The sequence below is a fragment of the Marinobacter sp. C2H3 genome, from assembly GCF_037080155.1.
Classification (GTDB): Bacteria; Pseudomonadota; Gammaproteobacteria; order Pseudomonadales; family Oleiphilaceae; genus Marinobacter.
This window is the reverse complement of the sequence record NZ_JBBBNZ010000003.1, coordinates 182,209-198,762: the sequence shown is the minus strand read 5'-3', so window position 1 is coordinate 198,762 and position 16,554 is coordinate 182,209. Positions and strand designations below refer to the sequence as shown.

General features: G+C 60.8%; 13 protein-coding genes and 1 tRNA gene. 11 read left to right on the top strand and 3 right to left on the bottom strand.

From position 1 onward, the window contains the following. Positions 1-65 precede the first annotated feature (65 nt). The 8 genes from V3388_RS10380 to V3388_RS10345 all read left to right on the top strand — a co-directional run bounded on the left by V3388_RS10380 (position 66) and on the right by V3388_RS10345 (position 10,546). A complete protein-coding gene (locus V3388_RS10380; protein ID WP_336367476.1) occupies positions 66-1,193 on the top strand; it encodes a branched-chain amino acid ABC transporter substrate-binding protein in 1,128 nt (375 codons plus the stop codon). A gap of 32 nt (positions 1,194-1,225) precedes the next feature. Then, on the top strand, positions 1,226-2,131 hold the full coding sequence (locus tag V3388_RS10375) for a branched-chain amino acid ABC transporter permease (protein WP_336367475.1): 906 nt from the start codon (positions 1,226-1,228) through the stop codon (positions 2,129-2,131). Continuing rightward, positions 2,128-3,054, top strand: coding sequence for a branched-chain amino acid ABC transporter permease (locus tag V3388_RS10370; protein ID WP_336367474.1), 927 nt, complete (start codon positions 2,128-2,130; stop codon positions 3,052-3,054). The genes V3388_RS10375 and V3388_RS10370 overlap by 4 nt, the downstream gene beginning before the upstream one ends. Further along, on the top strand, positions 3,051-3,854 hold the full coding sequence (locus V3388_RS10365; protein WP_336367473.1) for an ABC transporter ATP-binding protein: 804 nt from the start codon (positions 3,051-3,053) through the stop codon (positions 3,852-3,854). The genes V3388_RS10370 and V3388_RS10365 overlap by 4 nt, the downstream gene beginning before the upstream one ends. A gap of 2 nt (positions 3,855-3,856) precedes the next feature. Continuing rightward, positions 3,857-4,561, top strand: coding sequence for an ABC transporter ATP-binding protein (locus tag V3388_RS10360; RefSeq protein WP_336367929.1), 705 nt, complete (start codon positions 3,857-3,859; stop codon positions 4,559-4,561). A gap of 325 nt (positions 4,562-4,886) precedes the next feature. Then, on the top strand, positions 4,887-8,630 hold the full coding sequence (locus tag V3388_RS10355; protein WP_336367472.1) for an autotransporter domain-containing protein: 3,744 nt from the start codon (positions 4,887-4,889) through the stop codon (positions 8,628-8,630). 25 nt (positions 8,631-8,655) lie between these two features. Beyond that, a complete protein-coding gene (locus tag V3388_RS10350) occupies positions 8,656-9,690 on the top strand; it encodes a hypothetical protein (RefSeq protein ID WP_336367471.1) in 1,035 nt (344 codons plus the stop codon). Continuing rightward, positions 9,677-10,546: an alpha/beta hydrolase gene (locus tag V3388_RS10345; protein ID WP_336367470.1), complete on the top strand. Its 870-nt coding sequence runs from the start codon at positions 9,677-9,679 to the stop codon at positions 10,544-10,546. Before V3388_RS10350 ends, V3388_RS10345 begins: the two co-directional genes overlap by 14 nt. An 81-nt stretch (positions 10,547-10,627) precedes the next feature. Here the strand turns inward: V3388_RS10345 and V3388_RS10340 are convergent. The 3 genes from V3388_RS10340 to V3388_RS10330 all read right to left on the bottom strand — a co-directional run bounded on the left by V3388_RS10340 (position 10,628) and on the right by V3388_RS10330 (position 12,687). After that, positions 10,628-10,704: transfer RNA gene (locus V3388_RS10340), tRNA-Arg, on the bottom strand. Positions 10,705-10,819: 115 nt separating this feature from the next. Continuing rightward, a complete protein-coding gene (locus V3388_RS10335) occupies positions 10,820-12,010 on the bottom strand; it encodes a GGDEF domain-containing protein (RefSeq protein WP_336367469.1) in 1,191 nt (396 codons plus the stop codon). Between the two features lie 131 nt (positions 12,011-12,141). Continuing rightward, a complete protein-coding gene (locus tag V3388_RS10330; RefSeq protein WP_336367468.1) occupies positions 12,142-12,687 on the bottom strand; it encodes a YaeQ family protein in 546 nt (181 codons plus the stop codon). 243 nt (positions 12,688-12,930) lie between these two features. Between V3388_RS10330 and V3388_RS10325 the strand changes: the two genes are divergently transcribed. The 3 genes from V3388_RS10325 to V3388_RS10315 all read left to right on the top strand — a co-directional run bounded on the left by V3388_RS10325 (position 12,931) and on the right by V3388_RS10315 (position 16,550). Further along, positions 12,931-14,493 carry an ABC transporter substrate-binding protein gene (locus V3388_RS10325; RefSeq protein WP_336367467.1) on the top strand — a complete coding sequence of 521 codons (1,563 nt, stop codon included), beginning with the start codon at positions 12,931-12,933 and terminating at the stop codon, positions 14,491-14,493. A 78-nt stretch (positions 14,494-14,571) separates the two neighbouring features. After that, the gene (locus tag V3388_RS10320) at positions 14,572-15,621 is read left to right on the top strand and encodes an ABC transporter permease (protein ID WP_336367466.1); all 1,050 of its coding nucleotides are present in this window, start codon (positions 14,572-14,574) and stop codon (positions 15,619-15,621) included. Continuing rightward, entirely contained in the window at positions 15,618-16,550 is a 933-nt protein-coding gene (locus V3388_RS10315; RefSeq protein WP_336367465.1) for an ABC transporter permease, read from the top strand. The genes V3388_RS10320 and V3388_RS10315 overlap by 4 nt, the downstream gene beginning before the upstream one ends. Positions 16,551-16,554 lie beyond the last annotated feature (4 nt).

Below are 16,554 nucleotides of genomic sequence, written 5' to 3'. Positions count from 1 at the left end.
AGATGAGCGTCCGTGCAGACTGGTTTCTCATCCCAAAAAAAACAGCGAAATACCGGAGAATAATAATGTTAAAAGCCAAATTACTGATCGCGGCTGCCGCGTTCTCATTCGGCGTCGCAGCAAACGCGGCGGCGGACACCGTCACCTTCGGCGTTCAGGCGCCCATTACCGGCCAGTACGCCAACGAAGGCCAGGGCATCGAAAAAGCCGTTCGCTTGCTGGCCAAGCAGTTGAATGCGGATGGCGGCCTTCTGGGCAAGACCGTCGAGGTGGTTGCCTGTGACGACGAAGGCAAGGCGACCCAGGCAGCCCTGTGCGGCCGTGAACTCTCCAACAAGGGCGTATTTACCGTGATCGGCAGCTACACCTCCGGCGCGACAGCGGCGTCCCAGCCCATTTTCGCCCGCGCCAACATCCTGCAGACCAGTGACGGCACCGCCGAGCAGCTGACCCAGCACGGCTACAAGCTGTTCTTCCGGAACGCGCCCCCCAACAGCGCCGAAGCCAAGTTCACCGGTGAGTACCTGGTGAAGGCCAAGCAGTACAAGCGCATTGCCATCATCGCCGACCACTCCAGCTTTGCCAAAGGCCTGGGTGAGGCGGTCACCGAGGCGGTCAAGGCCGAAGGCGGCAACATCGTCTACAACGGCTTCATCAACGCCGGCTCCCAGGACTACCGTTCCGTACTGACCTCCATCAAGTCCGAGAACCCGGACGTGATCTACTTCTCCGGCTACTACTCCGATGGCGGCCTGATCCGCGCCCAGCAGGAAGCCCTTGGCATCAAGGCTGACTTCGTCGGTGGCGACGCCAACCAGAACGTGAAGTTCGGCGAGCTGGCCGGCAAAGCGGCGGAAGGTGCGGTAATCATCAACGTGCCGGCCCCGGAGAACCTCCCGTACCCGGAGGCGAAGAGCTTCCTGAGCGACTACAACGCCGCCTACGGTGAGAACCCGCCGAGCATCTTCACCCTGACCAACGCCGACGGCATGCGCGCCATCGTCAAAGCGGTTCAGGAAACCAAGAGCTTCGAGCCGTCCGACGTGGCCGATTACCTGCACAGCCTGCGGGACTTCCCGGGCTTCACCGGCCCCCTGGGCTTTGATGACAACGGCGAGCGTCTGGGTAGCGCGTTCCAGGCCTTCGAAATCCAGGCGGATGGCAGCTACAAGACCACCTACCCGGCCAACTGATCCGGTGCGACCACTCAAGGGGTAACACGTTCATGGAAACCTTCCTGCAACAGCTCGTTAACGGGCTGACCGTGGGAAGTATCTATGCCCTGATCGCACTGGGTTACACCATGGTCTACGGCATCCTGAAACTGATCAACTTCGCCCACGGCGATCTGGCGGTTCTGGGTGCCTTCATTGGCCTGACGGTAATTACCGGTCTGGCAGGCGCGGGTGGCGCGCCTGCCAACTGGATTGTGATCGTGGCGTTTGTACTGGCTGTCCTGGTGGTGGCCATTGCAGGGGTACTTCTCGAATTCACGGCCTACCGGCCCCTTCGCCATGCCCACCGGCTCTCCGCCGTGGTCTCTGCGCTGGGCGCCTCGATGTTCATTGAAAACGGCATCATGCTGATCTGGAGTCCGCAGACGCTGACCTTCCCGGAAGGCATCATGCCAGAGACCACCTTTCACTACGGTTCCGTGGTGATCAGCGCGACCCAGCTGTTCATTGTCGCGATTTCCTTCGTGCTGATGCTGGCCCTGTACCTGTACGTGAACAAGACGCGGTTCGGCACGGCCATTCGCGCCTCGGCGATCGACCAGGACGCGGCCCGGCTGATGGGCATCAACGTCAACAAGGTCATCGTCAGCGTGTTTGTCCTCGGGCCTGCGCTCGGCGCCATCGGCGGGTTGTTTATCGGCGTTTACTACCGCCAGGCGGTGTTCGACATGGGCTGGATCTACGGCCTGAACGCCTTCATTGCGGCCATCATCGGCGGCATCGGGAACATTCCGGGCGCCATGATCGGCGGGTTGCTGCTGGGGCTGTTCAGCTCCCTTGCGGGCGGCTACATCTCCAGCACCTGGCAACAGGCCATCGTCTTCGGCCTGCTGATCCTGATCCTGCTGGTGCGTCCCACCGGTATCCTCGGCGAACGTGTGGCGGAGAAAGTATGAACACCACGACCCTCCGTCGCGCTGGTGGCATCCTCTGGGTGGTGGGCCTGATGGTGCCCCTGGCCGCCAGCAATAACTGGATCAGCATTCTCTCCATTTTTGCCATCTATGCGGTGGTCGCCCTGAGCCAGGACGTGGTCCTCGGCCGGGCGGGCATGTACGACATGGGCCACGCGGTCTATTTCGGCATTGGCGCCTACACCACCGCCGTCCTTAACACCCAGTTCGGGGTGCCCATTCTCTGGACCATGCCCATTGCGGTGGTGGTGTCGGCCGCTTTCGGGATCATTCTCTCGGCGCCGATCGTGAAGCTGCGGGGGGATTACCTGCTGGTGGCCACCATCGGTTTCAACGAGATCTTCCGCATGGCCATGGTCAACAACGTGGGCGGGATCACCGGTGGACCGGACGGCATCTTCGGCATCGGCGTGCCCAGCCTGTTTGGCTATCCGATCATGAGCCAGGGCGGCATGTACCTGATCAACTGGGTGCTGCTGGGCGTGGTTCTGGTGCTGATGAATAACCTGGACAAGAGTCGCTTGGGCCGGGTATTCCGCTACCTGAAGGAAGACGAGCTGGCGGCGACCACCCTGGGCGTGAACGCGCGCTACTACAAGATCCTGGCGTTCGCGCTGGGGGCCGGCATTGCCGGCGCGGCGGGCACCCTGTTTGCCAGCCAGCTGGCGACGGTAAGCCCGAGCGCGTTTATCTTCATGGAGTCGGTCACGCTGTTTGCCATCGTCATCGTGGGCGGACAGGCGTCCATTCCCGGCGTGCTTCTGGGCACCGTGCTGATGTTTGTGGTGCCGCAGGTGTTTCGTGAGCTGGCGGAATACCGCTACCTGGTGTTCGGCCTGGCCATGATTGTGGTGATGGTCCTCCGACCGCAGGGTATCTGGCCGAGAAGGAGTCGCCCGGAATGACTACAAACGATAATGCACTGTTATCGCTGGAAAATATCGGCATCAGCTTCGGCGGTCTGCGGGCAGTCGATGCCCTGGACCTGACGGTCAAGAAAGGCCAGATCGTCGGCCTGATCGGCCCCAACGGTGCTGGCAAGACCACGGTGTTCAACATGATCACCGGCGTCTACAAACCCACCGACGGCGTGGTCCGCTGGAAGGGGGAGGCCATCAGTGGCCTGCCGCCCTACAAGATTGCCCAGCGGGGCATCCTGCGGACCTTCCAGACCATCCGCCTGTTCACCGGCATGAGCGTGCTGGAGAACGTGCTGGCCGGCCAGCACATGCGCACCAAGCAGACCTGGTTCGCCGGCCTGCTGGCCACGCCGGCGCAGCGCCGCGAAGAAAAGGCCCTGCGCAAGGAGTGCATGGACATCCTGGAGCGCCTGAACCTGGCCCATGTCGCCCACGAAGTGGCCACGTCCTTGCCCTACGGCATCCAGCGGCGGGTGGAAATGGCCCGCACCCTGGCGGCCAGCCCGGAGCTGCTGATTCTGGACGAGCCGGCCGCCGGCCTGAACGACAACGAATCCGCCGAGCTCAACAAGACCATCCTGGATATCCGGGATTCCGGCGTCACCGTCCTGCTGGTGGAGCACGATATGAACGTGGTCATGAACGTGACCGATCACATCGTGGTGATCAGCTTCGGCCGCAAAATCGCCGAGGGCGGCCCGGAGGCGATCCGCACCAACCCCGACGTCATTGAGGCCTACCTGGGCAAGGACGACGATGACGACGACGAGGAGTTATCCGCATGAGCCTGCTGGAACTTGAGGATATCAAGGTATCCTACGGCCACATCGAGGCCATCAAGGGCGTCTCCCTGACCGTCGAAGAAGGCGAAGTGGTGACCATTCTGGGGGCCAACGGCGCCGGCAAGACCACCCTGATGCGCACCATCAGTGGCCTGCTGAAGCCCACCGCCGGCGCGCTCCGCTACGACGGCAAGGACATCACCCAGACCCGGGCGGATTCCATCGTCGAACTGGGCATCGCCCAGTCCCCCGAGGGGCGCCGCGTGTTCGGCACCCTGACGGTGGAAGAGAACCTGATGCTGGGCGCCTACACCCGGCCCAAGGCCGAGGCACTTGAGACCCGCAAGCAGGTGTACGAGCTGTTCCCGCGGCTGCTCGAACGCCGCCAGCAGCTCTCCGGCACCCTCTCCGGCGGCGAGCAGCAGATGCTGGCCATCGGCCGCGCGCTGATGGCCAAGCCCCGCCTGTTGTTGCTCGACGAGCCCAGCCTCGGCCTGGCCCCGATCGTGTTCAAGAACATCTTCAAGGCACTGGAAGACATCCGCCAGACCGGGGTGACCATCCTGGTGGTGGAGCAGAACGCCCGCCAGGCCCTGAAGCTGGCGGACCGGGGGTATGTGCTTGAAGTGGGCAAGATCGTCCATTCGGACACCGCCAAGGCGCTGATGGCGTCTTCTGAAGTTCAGGAGGCGTATCTGGGCAAGGGGTGAGGTTTACGCATCATCTCTCGTCCGGTGGGTGCACAGCGGGCCGCTTTTGCGGCCTGCTGGACTCATCAACGCGCATCATCACTGCCACCAGCCCCGACAACCCGGTACCGTAAGGCGCCATTTTCGACTGACGCAGGAGAAACCGTCGTCGCAAACATCGCCTCACAGGGCCGATGGAGCGACGCGTCCCGACTGGGATAGCGGCTTGATACCTTGCCAAATCAACCCGGATTTATGCATTCCCTAATCATAGCGAATTGCGATATATTTCCCCGATTCTATGACTGTACACAATAAAGATATATATTAAATATCGGGGTGTCCGTTGAACCATTCCTCTCTGACTCGTGTGTTCCCTCTGAACAAGCTGGCCCAGGCCGTTGCGATCGCGCTCGTGACGATGAGCGCGCAGGCCACCCCGGTCGCCGACGGCGAGACCATTACCGCGGACGATGCGTCCGGTCTGCAGTATTCAACCGCAGGTGATGTCACCGTCACCATCGACAGCAGTGCCGAGGGGGATGGTTTAACCCTCGGGGACGGCGGTCTTTCGAACCCCTCCGTTACGAAAGGCTTTTTTGATCCGCCCGGAAACTTCACCCTGAACGTCGACACCTCCGGGGCGGCCAACGGGGTCATCTTTGCCGACGACATCATCTTCGATGCCGCCGCGCCGATGGATACCCTGACCATCAACGCCATCGACGACGACGTGACCTTCCAGGGAAGCGTCACCGGGTCGTTTGGCGGCTTCTCGCCCGTGGATATCAACCTGGGCAGCGGTGCGGGCTCCACGGTGAATATGACGGTGGACACAGCGAACAGCGAAAACCTGACCATCGATGCCCTGATTGATGCGTCGTCGTTGGCCGATACCGCCACGCTGTCCATCACCAACACGAATGGCGGCCTGAACGCCGTTGGCTTTGGCCAGGCCATCGGGAGCACGTTTGCGCTGGACGCCATCAGCCTGGCCGACGCCACCAACGTTAATTTCAACGGCACGGTCAATGTCGGCGGCGGGAATATCACCCTGAATGGCTCAGCTGCGGCGGGCTTTACCAATAACGTGACCGGCAATCTCGTGTTTGCGACCGGTAATTCGGCTCAAGTGTTTCTTGGCTCAAACGCGGGCATAACCGGCAACGTGTCGGCCGCCACGGACGGTGAGGGTAGTCTCTACTTTGATCCCGCATTTTCGAATACCACCCTGGTTACTGGCACGGTGGGATCGTCAACTCAGGCGCTCTTCTCCGTCAATGTTGCAACCAGCTTCACCGGGGGCGTTGTCTCCACGTTTGGCGGCCGTGTGGATGCCCAGACCGTCAATATCGCGGGTGGCTCTGGCACGGTCACCTTCTCGGACGTCCTGGACGCGACCACCATCAACGTTGACGGGCTTGGCGTTGCCAATTTTGAGGGGGCAACCACGGGCGACGTTCTCTTCGCCAGCGGGAACTCAGCCACCGTCAATGTGGGCTCTGATGTCTCGCTGACCGGCAATGTGAACGCGGCAACGGCCGGTGAGGGGACGATCAACTTCGCTGCCCCCACGGGTAATTTTACCGTTATCAACGGCAACATCGGTGCCGGCCAACCGCTCGCCGCGGTGAACGTGACCACCGCCAGCGGGGTCACCAGCACCTTTGGCGGCACCGTTGCGGCGGACACGATCAACCTCAGTGGTACCGGTACGGCCGAATTCTCAGGCGATGCCACGGGTACGGTGAATTTCTCGGGCGCCGCGACCGCCAAGGTCAATGCCGATCAACGCATAGTTGGCGCCGTGACCACGTCGGCAAACGGCCAGGGCACGCTGGATTTTGGCCAGACGACCGTCGATACCCAGCTCGTCAGCGGCGATATCGGTACGTCGGCCCAGCGCTTGGGTACGGTGAATGTCGACGTGAACAGCGGGATCGACGCGTCCTTTGGCGGTAACGTCTTTGCCAATGCCATCAATGTGAATGGCAATACGGGGGGCACCGCGTCTTTTGGTGGCGATGTCACCACCAACACCCTGACATTGGCCAATGATCCCATCGTGTCGTTCACCAACTCGGCTGTCACCGGCAATCTCGTCACCAGCGCCGATAACACTGGCGAGGTGGTATTCGCGGGCACAAACGCGATCAACGGCTTGCTGGGCGTGATTGATGGCAACGAACTGAAATCCGTTAGCATCAACTCAGGCACGTCGACCTTTAGCGATGATCTGGCGGCTCACAGCCTCTCCATTGGCGCCGGCTCCGTCTTCAGAACCAGCCGTGCGATAACCGCGAAAGCGCAAACGGGCTTTACCAACAACGGTACGTTAAGTCTGTCTGATACCTTGACGCTGACCGGTGGCGGCGTTGCCGAGTTGGGCGGCGTGGCGGCCAGCGCCATTGACCTTCGCAGTAGCTCCTACGCGAACGATACTGTCATTAATGCGGCCGCCATGGGCCAGGTCGACGCCACCAACCCCCTTGTGGTCGCGCCCAGCGCCGACTTCACCAGCGGTCGTCTGATCCTCGTGGACACCAATGGCGGCGTGGGTACGGCGGACGACGTTGCCAAGTACGCCGTCGCCGATACGATGTCGGTGGATTACGGGGTTCAGGTCGATGCGAACTCGGACGTGATTTTGACGGCAGCGCAGCGATCCGGTGGGTCGGACAATGCGGATCTGGTCAAAACGTTGGACAAAGTGTTGACCAAGAACAGCTCGCACACCGAGGAGATTGTTTCTAACGTTAAAAAGCTCCTCAAGTACAAGCTGCTGTCGTTCTCTTATGACGTCACCTACAGAACGAGCTCGTCTGATGCCCTGAGTCTTGAGGGGGGGATGTCAGCGGGGAGCTCCCAGGAAGGGACGACCTCCGGCAAGCTGTACACAACGACGGAAACAGAAACCATCTACAAGGAAGAGATTCATGTTGACGACAATAGTGAGGACTATCGAGACCGGCTCTCTGGTACGGAGTACGAAGGTACCAGCGACGATCTTGAAAAGTTGAGAAGGGAATCCGCCCAGCGCGTTCAGGAAAAAAATGCTGACGTGATGAAGGCCCGTGAAGAGAGAGAGAAACATAAGAATAAAGATAAGCAAATGCTCAAAGACTCCTCGGGTGAATTGATTGAGAAAAATCGCCAAAAAGAGCAAGAGAAGACAGAAAGCGGTGAGTCGACTACGGGTGATAAACAGGGTACGGGCACCAATGGCGGCAGTCCTCTTTCCTCGGACCCGAGTGGCGCTTTCTGGGCGAAGGTATCCGTGGGAGACACCAATAAAGACGGCGATAATGGCAGCGGGTATCACGCCGACATCGACAGCATGGTGCTGGGGTACACGAATCAGTATCACCAGAGGACCGGATTGCAGTCTCTGGGCGTTTCGTTCTCCTATTCCAACACCGATATGAATTTCAAGACCGGTTCCGGCGATGGCAGTGAGGTCGACCTGTATCTGGCGGCGCTGTCCGGCTCGCACAACGTTGGCGATCGGATTTATCAGCTGATTGACTGGAGCATCGGTTTCGGACGCTCTTACACGAATACCCAGCGCCTCTCCAGTAACTCGCGGGTAGCGAGTGCCTACTACAACTCGGATATTCTGTTCTCGGACGTTTCCTATTCGGTGCCGCTGGGGTTATACGGCTGGCTGTTGCTGCCGAAGTCGACCCTGTCCTGGGTGCGCGTCGACAACGATGGCTTCACGGAAACCGGCGCGGGCACGGACAATCTCACCATCGAGGGCAGCCAGGTTGATACCTTCACGGCGTCGCAAAGTGCGATCTTCACCCGTGAGTTCAAACTCAAGAAAGGCACGCTCTCTCCGATTTTCAGCCTGGGTGTCAACTATGACCTGAGCGCGGATAATCCGGGCGTCCGTGGCGGGTTGGCGAACAATTCGGCAAGAATTTCGGGTAAGGGCGGAACCCCGGAGCGTTTCAGTGTCGATTATGGCGTTGGCATTGGGTATACCTCAGACAGCCGCAAGCATACGGTTAATTTCGATTATTCGGGGCAGTACAAAGATCATTATGAGAACGACACGGTCTCGCTGACCTACAACTACAATTTCTGATCGGTCCGGTAAGTGAAGTAAGGCCATGCGTTCCCTGATTGTCAGATTCGTCCTTTTCGTTGTCCTGGCCAGCCTGCTGTCATCGTGCAGCAGGCTGACGTATATCCCGGTTCGGGATCCGCTACCGCCGTTTTCCGAGCCTGATATCGATGTGTTTCAGCCGGGGGATATTGTGCTGACCTATCCCATCGAGCCCATATCCTGGCTGATGTCCATGATGGGTAGCTCCAACCCGGATCAGCTGAAAAACCCCTACAACCACGGTGAAATCGTCTTCATCGGCCCGGATGGGCGAAAAATGCTGGGGGGGTTCAGCGGACACGTCATGGGCAGGCCTCTTGAGGACAGGCTGCCGTTGTTTCACAAGGTCGTTGTCCTCCGGAACAACAATCCCGGCGTCGACAACAAGCGCATTGGTCGAGTGATGGCCCGGATTGTCCGCGATCCGCGGTATCAGGCCGCAACGTTTGATTACTCGTTCCGGGACGTGCCAGGAAGAACAAGTAAATTCTATTGCCTGGGCCTGATCAACGAGGTATTCCGGCAGGCAAATGCCCCCATACCGTTCCCGCACCACCCGTTAAAGCGCAATGCCCTTTTGACTCACATTGAGGGACTGTTGAACGAACAAATACAGGACGGCCCGGTGATCGACGAGATCTTCGATAACCCGGACTACGACGTGGTTCTGGAGTGGACCAACAACCAGGACCAGTATCTGGATACCTGGTTCTTTGAGCACATTACGCGATACACGTTCGATATCTACCAGAACGGATGGCGGCTCAGGCAATCCGAGGCGCCGACGGTCAATCTCTTCCTGTGGCTCGTTGATGACGGGGATGAGAGGCTGGATGCCGTAAAGAAGATTCTGTGGACGTTCAAAAGTTTCAACACCGAAGCGGGCATTGACTGGGAGCAGCTCTCGACCGCTGGCAAAACCGACGGTTTGTCGGAAGCGCAAAAAATAGCCCTGCTGAAAACCATCGGTGATCGCTATCGAGACGAATTCTTTGTCCGGGAAACATCACCCGCGGCGGTAACGAGTGCACAGCGCTGAAGCGGACAGACACCAGGAAGCGTCGTTGTTGAGGGGCGGGCTGCTTGTCCTGTTTACGGTGGTGCTTGTCGGCTGTTCAGCCGTGCCACCCGCGATGCAGAGAATTCACAGCGCGGAGCGCCTGGCGAGCGCTCATGGATGGCACCCCGCCACGCTGGATACCGATTCGTTCGAGATTCGTGCCTTTGTTCAGGACCACCCGGCGCCGGAAAAGCGGTTGACCGTCTACATCGAAGGTGACGGTCTCGCCTGGGAAACCCTCACCAAGATCTCCGAGGACCCGACGCCGACCCAGTTGATGGGGCTGAAACTCGCCCTGAATCACCCCGACGGCAACGCCGCCTATCTGGCACGCCCTTGTCAGTTCGTGAAAGACCTCAACCCCCGCTGCCGGCCTCCTGTCTGGACAGGCGGCCGGTTCTCGTCGGACGTCGTGCAGTCAATGAATGAGGCGACCAGCGAATTAAAGGCGATATACGGCGCCAGCCAGATTGAACTGGTTGGATACTCGGGTGGCGGAGCCATTGCCGCCCTCGTTGCCGCACAACGCACGGACGTGGTGCGGTTAATCACGATCGCCGGCACACTGGATCACAAGGTCTGGACCGAGTACCACAACGTGACGCCTTTGCACGGCTCCCTCAATCCAGCGGATTTCTGGCAAGCCCTCCGTCAGGTGCCACAGGTCCACCTGGTCGGAGGAAGCGATACGTCCGTTCCGAAAGCCGTCGTTGAGTCCTATCTGTCCAGGTTTCCGCCGGGTCAGCGGCCGCCACTGGAGGTCATACACGATTTTGACCACCTGTGCTGTTGGGACAGGGACTGGCGACAGCTTTATCCACGGATGGCGGATTGATGCCCGGCGACGCAGGCCAGCGGCGTTTTCGAGGGTAAAAAAAAGACCTGCGCTCTCACGCAGGTCTTTTTTCATCCAATATGGCGCGCCCGAGAGGATTCGAACCTCTGACCTCTGCCTCCGGAGGGCAGCGCTCTATCCAGCTGAGCTACGGGCGCATTCGAAACGGAGCTTGTGGCTCGGCGATTTCGAGTGCGCAATCTTACGTGCCTCGGCGGCGTCTGTCCAGACCCAACGTGCGGTTGTTTTCGGGGGTTCCGGTGGTGTTTCGGCTTAGACCGCCGCATCCGCCGGGCGGGCAAATTCGATGCGGTTTCGGCCGTTGCGTTTGGCCTGGTAAAGCGCGGTGTCGGCGCGCCGCAGCAGGGTGCTGAGGTCGGTTTTCCGGGGGTGGCAGGTGGCGCCGCCAATGCTGGCGGAGAGGTATACGGGCACGCCGTTGATCAGGCGGCCTTCCGCGGTGATGCGTTCAAGCAGCCGTTGGGTAACCGCGCCCACGTCGCCGTGGGTGCTGCTGTCCAGGACCACTCCGAATTCCTCGCCACCGAGCCGGCCGATGACGTCGGTATCCCGGAGTTCCCGCGACAGCAGGCCGGCGAAGAAGCGCAGGGTCTCGTCCCCCACCGTGTGACCCCAGCGGTCGTTGATCTGTTTGAAATGGTCCAGGTCGATCATCAGTACGGTCAGCGGTCGGGCCTTCGATCGCGCCTGTTCAAAGGCCCGGTTGGCGTGACGATAGAAGGCACGGCGGTTCAGCAGCCCGGTCAGGTCGTCCCGGTCGGCCAGCGCCCGCAGCGACGCTTCGGCTTCGGTAAAGGCGAACAGGGGCAGCACCAGCGCCGTTGCCGTGGCGAGCAACAGGTGGTTGATGAGGATGGCCTCCAGCAGGGGCTGGGGATCCGGGTTGCCCAGCCCTGTGAGCGACGCCCCGAGGTAGAGCACCTGGACCACCATGAGGGTGCCGTGCAGGGCGAACAGAATCTTGAGCAGCAGGGCGGGCAGGCCCGGCCGACGTCGCAGGGACTGGAGGCGATACACCGCCTGGCTGAACACCAGGGCGGTGAGCAGGGCGGTCAGCAGCCGTGGCATCAGCGGGTGCCAGGCGTAAGTCAGCACGAGCAGCAGCACGTAGCCGCTGCCGACCCACCGCCACAGTTGGGTGGATCGCCGGGCGCCGGCGATTGGCAGGCCCATCAGGCTGTGCAGGCCGGCCAGGACCAGAAACGGCGATAATCCGAGCAGAAGGTGGGCCAGCAGAACCGTGAGCGTTGGCGCATCCACCACAACCCGGAACGCCGCCAGCAGGCCGCCGACGGCAAACGTCAGGCAGGCGAGGGCCCACAGCCGAAAGCAGCGCTGGTGTTCTCTCAGGCGATACGTCGCCCAGAGCAAACCGGCAATCAGCAGGTTCACTGCCGTCGATGTGACGATCAGCGTAGGCAGGTCCAGGTTAAGCCCGCTCAAGATCCGCGTTACTCCTTCTTGGCCGAGTATATTCCCTCATCTCAAGGGTATCGAAGTCCCGCGCGTGTTGCCGTCACAAATTGTAGGGTTTGGTAGGGGAATGTTTCTTAACTGTCTTTAAAGACGTCATATCAAGCGTTGAGGGGGCGGGCTTCAGGCGTCAGGGTGACCAGGCGCTGGTCGTCACCCACCGACACGTCCCCGTCCTGAATGGTCACCTGCAGCGTCATGGAGCGCTCGGCCAGTGCCGCCAGCGCTTCGGTGCCCTCGGCCGGCAGGTTGATGACGGTGAGGTTCCGGTGGCGGGCCAGTTTGCTGTGGTGCTTGTCCCACCAGACGGGCACGCCGCGGCCTCCGTAGGTGTAGAGGATGACTTCCCGGGCCCGGTTACAGGCCTTGCGCAGTCGGTCCTCGTCCGGCAGGCCCAGCTCAATCCACAGATCGATGTCGCCCGTGAGGTTTTTTACCCACAGTTCCGGCTCATCGTCGGTGCTCAGGCCCCGGGTGAACTCCAGGCCTTCCCGGGCGTTCAGGGCAAACGCCAGCAGCCGGATCATCATCCGCTCGTCGGTTTCCGAGGGGTGGCGAGCCAGGGTGAGGGCGTGGTCGGCGTAGTAGTGCCGGTCCATGTCCGCAATCTGCAGGGTGGCTTTGAAAATGGTTGCTTTTAGGGCCATGGCGGTCTGCCTGAGAGTCAGTGAGTCGGTAAGGTGCTCAGTGTAAAGCATTTTCGGCGCGCCCGGTGGTGGGGCGCCGATCTGCCGGGTTCGCCCCGTTCCGGAGCATTCATCTGGCGCATAACGCCGTGTCGTTATTTCGATTGCCGTACGGGTTTCCCGAGACTAGCTTGTGGCCAGGCATGCGGCGTGCTGTGTCGCCGCTGTTGCAATAATAACCCTGAATCAGCGACGGAAAACGCGATGAAAAAACAACTGACGGCATTCATCGGTGCCCTCGCGCTGCTCACCGCCCCGTTGGCGGTGTCGGCCGAAGCCACCAAAGAACTGAAAATGGCGTACGACGCCGACCCGGTCACCCTGGACATTCACGAGCAGCTGTCCGGCGGCACCCTGCAGCTCTCCCACATGGCCTTCGATCCGCTCATCCGCTGGACCAAAGACCTGACCTTTGAGCCCCGGCTGGCCACCAAGTGGGAGCGGATTGACGACAACACCATGCGGTTTACCCTGCGCAAGGGCGTCAAGTTCCACACCGGTCACGAGCTGACCACGAAAGATGTGAAGTTCACCTTTGACCGGCTGAAGAAAAGCCAGGATTTCAAGGCGATCTTCCAGCCGATCACCGACATCAAGGTGATTGACGACTACACCTTTGACCTGGTCACCGCCAAGCCCTACCCGCTGCTGCTGAACACCGCCACGTACATCTTCCCGCTGGACAGCCAGTTCTACACGGGCACCACCGAGGACGGCAAGGACAAGAGCGCCATCGTGAAGAACGGCAATTCCTTCGCCTCCACCCATCTGTCCGGCACCGGCCCCTACACCGTGGTGTCCCGCCAGCAGGGCGTTCGCATGGAGCTTAAGCGGTTTGACGGCTACTGGGATACCCAGTCCCCGGGCAACGTGGACAAGATCGTGCTGACCCCGATCAAGGAAAACAACACCCGCGTTTCCGCGCTGCTGTCCGGCGGTGTGGATTTCATCGCGCCGGTACCGCCGACCGATCTCGAGCGCATTCGCAAAGACGCCGACACCAATCTGGTGACCATGAGCGGCACCCGCATCATCCTGCTGCACATGAACGAAAACCGCGTCGAGGCGTTCAAGAATCCGAAGGTGCGCCAGGCCATTGCCTATGCCATCAATCAGGAAGGCATTGCCGCTAAGATCATGAAAGGCTTTGCCACGCCGGCCGCCCAGCTGTCGCCGAAAGGCTACCAGGGCCACAACGATACCCTGAAGCCGCGCTACGACGTCGCCAAGGCCCAGGCCCTGATGAAGGAAGCCGGCTATGAAGACGGCTTCACCATCACCATGATGGCGCCGAACAACCGCTACGTGAACGACGACAAGATCGCTCAGGCGGTGGCCGCCATGCTGGCCCGGATCAACATCAAGGTGGATCTGAAAACCCTGCCGAAAGCCCAGTACTGGCCGGAATACGACGCCCGCGCCGCCGACATCATGATGATTGGCTGGCACGCCGACACCGAGGACTCCGCGAACTTCTACGAATTCCTCACCATGTGCCCGAACAAGGACACCGGGGCCGGGCAATACAACGCCGGCAACTACTGCAACCCGGAGATCGACGCGATGGTCCAGCAGGCCAACGTGGAGACCGACCGGGCGAAGCGCGCCGCGCTTCTGCAGGAGGTTGAGAAACGCCTGTACGACGATGCCGCCTTCATCCCGCTGCACTGGCAGGATCTGGCCTGGGCCTCGAAGAAGAACGTCAAGATCGAGCCGATCCTGAACGTGATGAACTTCCCGTACCTGGGTGACCTGGTCGTGGAGTAAGCGCCTTCCCAGGCTGGCCGGCCCCGGCGTTTGTCCGGGGCCGGCCGTATTTTGACAAGCACTTTCCGGACAATTTCCATGTTAGCGTTTTTGGTACAGCGGATTTCCCAGGCCCTGCTGGTCATGTTTGTGATCAGCGTGATTGCCTTTGCCATCCAGGATGGCCTGGGCGACCCGCTTCAGCAGATGGTGGGCATGTCGGTGTCCCAGCAGGAGCGGGAGGCGATCCGCGAGGATCTGGGACTGAACGATCCGCTGCCGGTCCAGTACCTGCGGTTTGCGGGCAACGCCATTCAGGGCGACCTGGGCAACTCGTACTTCTATAGCAAGCCGACCCTCGATGTGATTCTCGAACACCTGCCGGCCACCCTGGAGCTGGTGATTGGCGCCAGCCTGATCATCGTGCTGCTGTCGGTGCCCATCGGCGTCTACTCGGCCATCCGGCCCCAGGCCTGGCTGTCCAAATTCTTCATGGGCGTGAGCACCGTGGGCATTTCCATCCCCGTGTTCCTCACGGCCATCGTGCTGATTCAGCTGTTCTCCATCGGGGTGACGGTGGACTGGTTCCCATCGGATACCGGTTGGGGGCAGTGGCTGAACGGCCTGCTGTCCACCGAGGGTGGCCTGCCGTCCTACGGCCGCGGCGAGGATCTCACCCATCTGTTCGGTACCTGGAATTCCGGGTTCTTCACCAGCAGCGGCCTGCTGCACCTGGTTCTGCCGTCCATTTCACTGGCGTCCATCATGCTGCCGCTGTTTATCCGGCTGATCCGCGCCGAGATGATGGAGGTGCTGCAGAGCGACTATATCCGTTACGCCCGGGCCAAGGGCCTGAGCGCCAGCCGAATCCACTTCCTGCACGCCCTGAAGAACACCATGCTGCCGGTGATTACCGTGGGCGGTGTGCAGATCGGCATCATGGTGGCCTACACCATTCTCACCGAAACGGTGTTTCAGTGGCCGGGGGTTGGCCTGATGTTCCTGGAGGCCATCACCCGCAGTGACATTCCGCTGATCGTGGCCTACCTGATGGTGGTCGGGCTGATCTTCGTGGTCACCAACACCGTGGTGGACCTGATCTACGGGCTGGTCAACCCGACCGTGAAACTGACGGGGAAGAAAGCATGACAACGGCAACCGTGTCCCGCTGGGAGCGCTTCCGCGGGTCCTTTTTCTGGTACAGCTTCAAGCGCGAAAAAGTCGCCATTCTTAGCTTCCTGGTGCTGCTGCTGATGGTGCTGGCGGCGGTGTTCGCGCCGTGGCTGGCGCCCACGGACCCCTACGATCTGGCGCAGATCAACATCATGAATTCGGAACTGCCGCCGGTGTGGATGGCCGGCGCCGATCCGGCGTTTCCGCTGGGCACCGACGCCCAGGGCCGTGACCTGCTATCCACCATCCTGTACGGCACCCGGGTGTCTCTGCTGATTGGCTTTGGCGCCGTGTTGCTGCAGGGTGCGCTGGGCATTCTGTTCGGCCTGCTCGCCGGCTACCTGGGCGGTAAGGTGGACGCGGTGCTGATGCGCATTGCGGACGTGCAGCTGTCGTTCTCCACGCTGATGGTGGCGATCATCGTGGGCGCCGTGTTCAAGGCCAGCTTCGGCAACCTGATGTTTGGTGAGATCGCCGTCTACATGCTGATCTTCATCATCGGTGTGGCCGAGTGGCCCCAGATTGCCCGTACCGTGCGCGCTTCGGTGCTGGCTGAGAAAAAGAAGGAGTACGTGGACGCCGCCAAGGTGATGGGGTTCGGCACGGGGCGGATCATGTTCCGTCACATCCTGCCCAATACCCTGTCCCCCATCTTTGTGATCGCCACGGTCCAGATCGCCAACGCCATCATCTCCGAGGCGGCGCTGTCCTTCCTGGGCCTGGGTATGCCGGAAACCCAGCCGTCCCTGGGCTCGCTGATCAAATCCGGTTTTGACTACATCCAGAGCGGCTCCTGGTGGATTACCCTGATCCCGGGCCTGGTGCTGGTGGTGCTCGTGCTGGTCATCAACCTGCTGGGTGACTGGTTGCGGGATGTCATGAACCCACGGCTGTACAAGGGGTAACGCC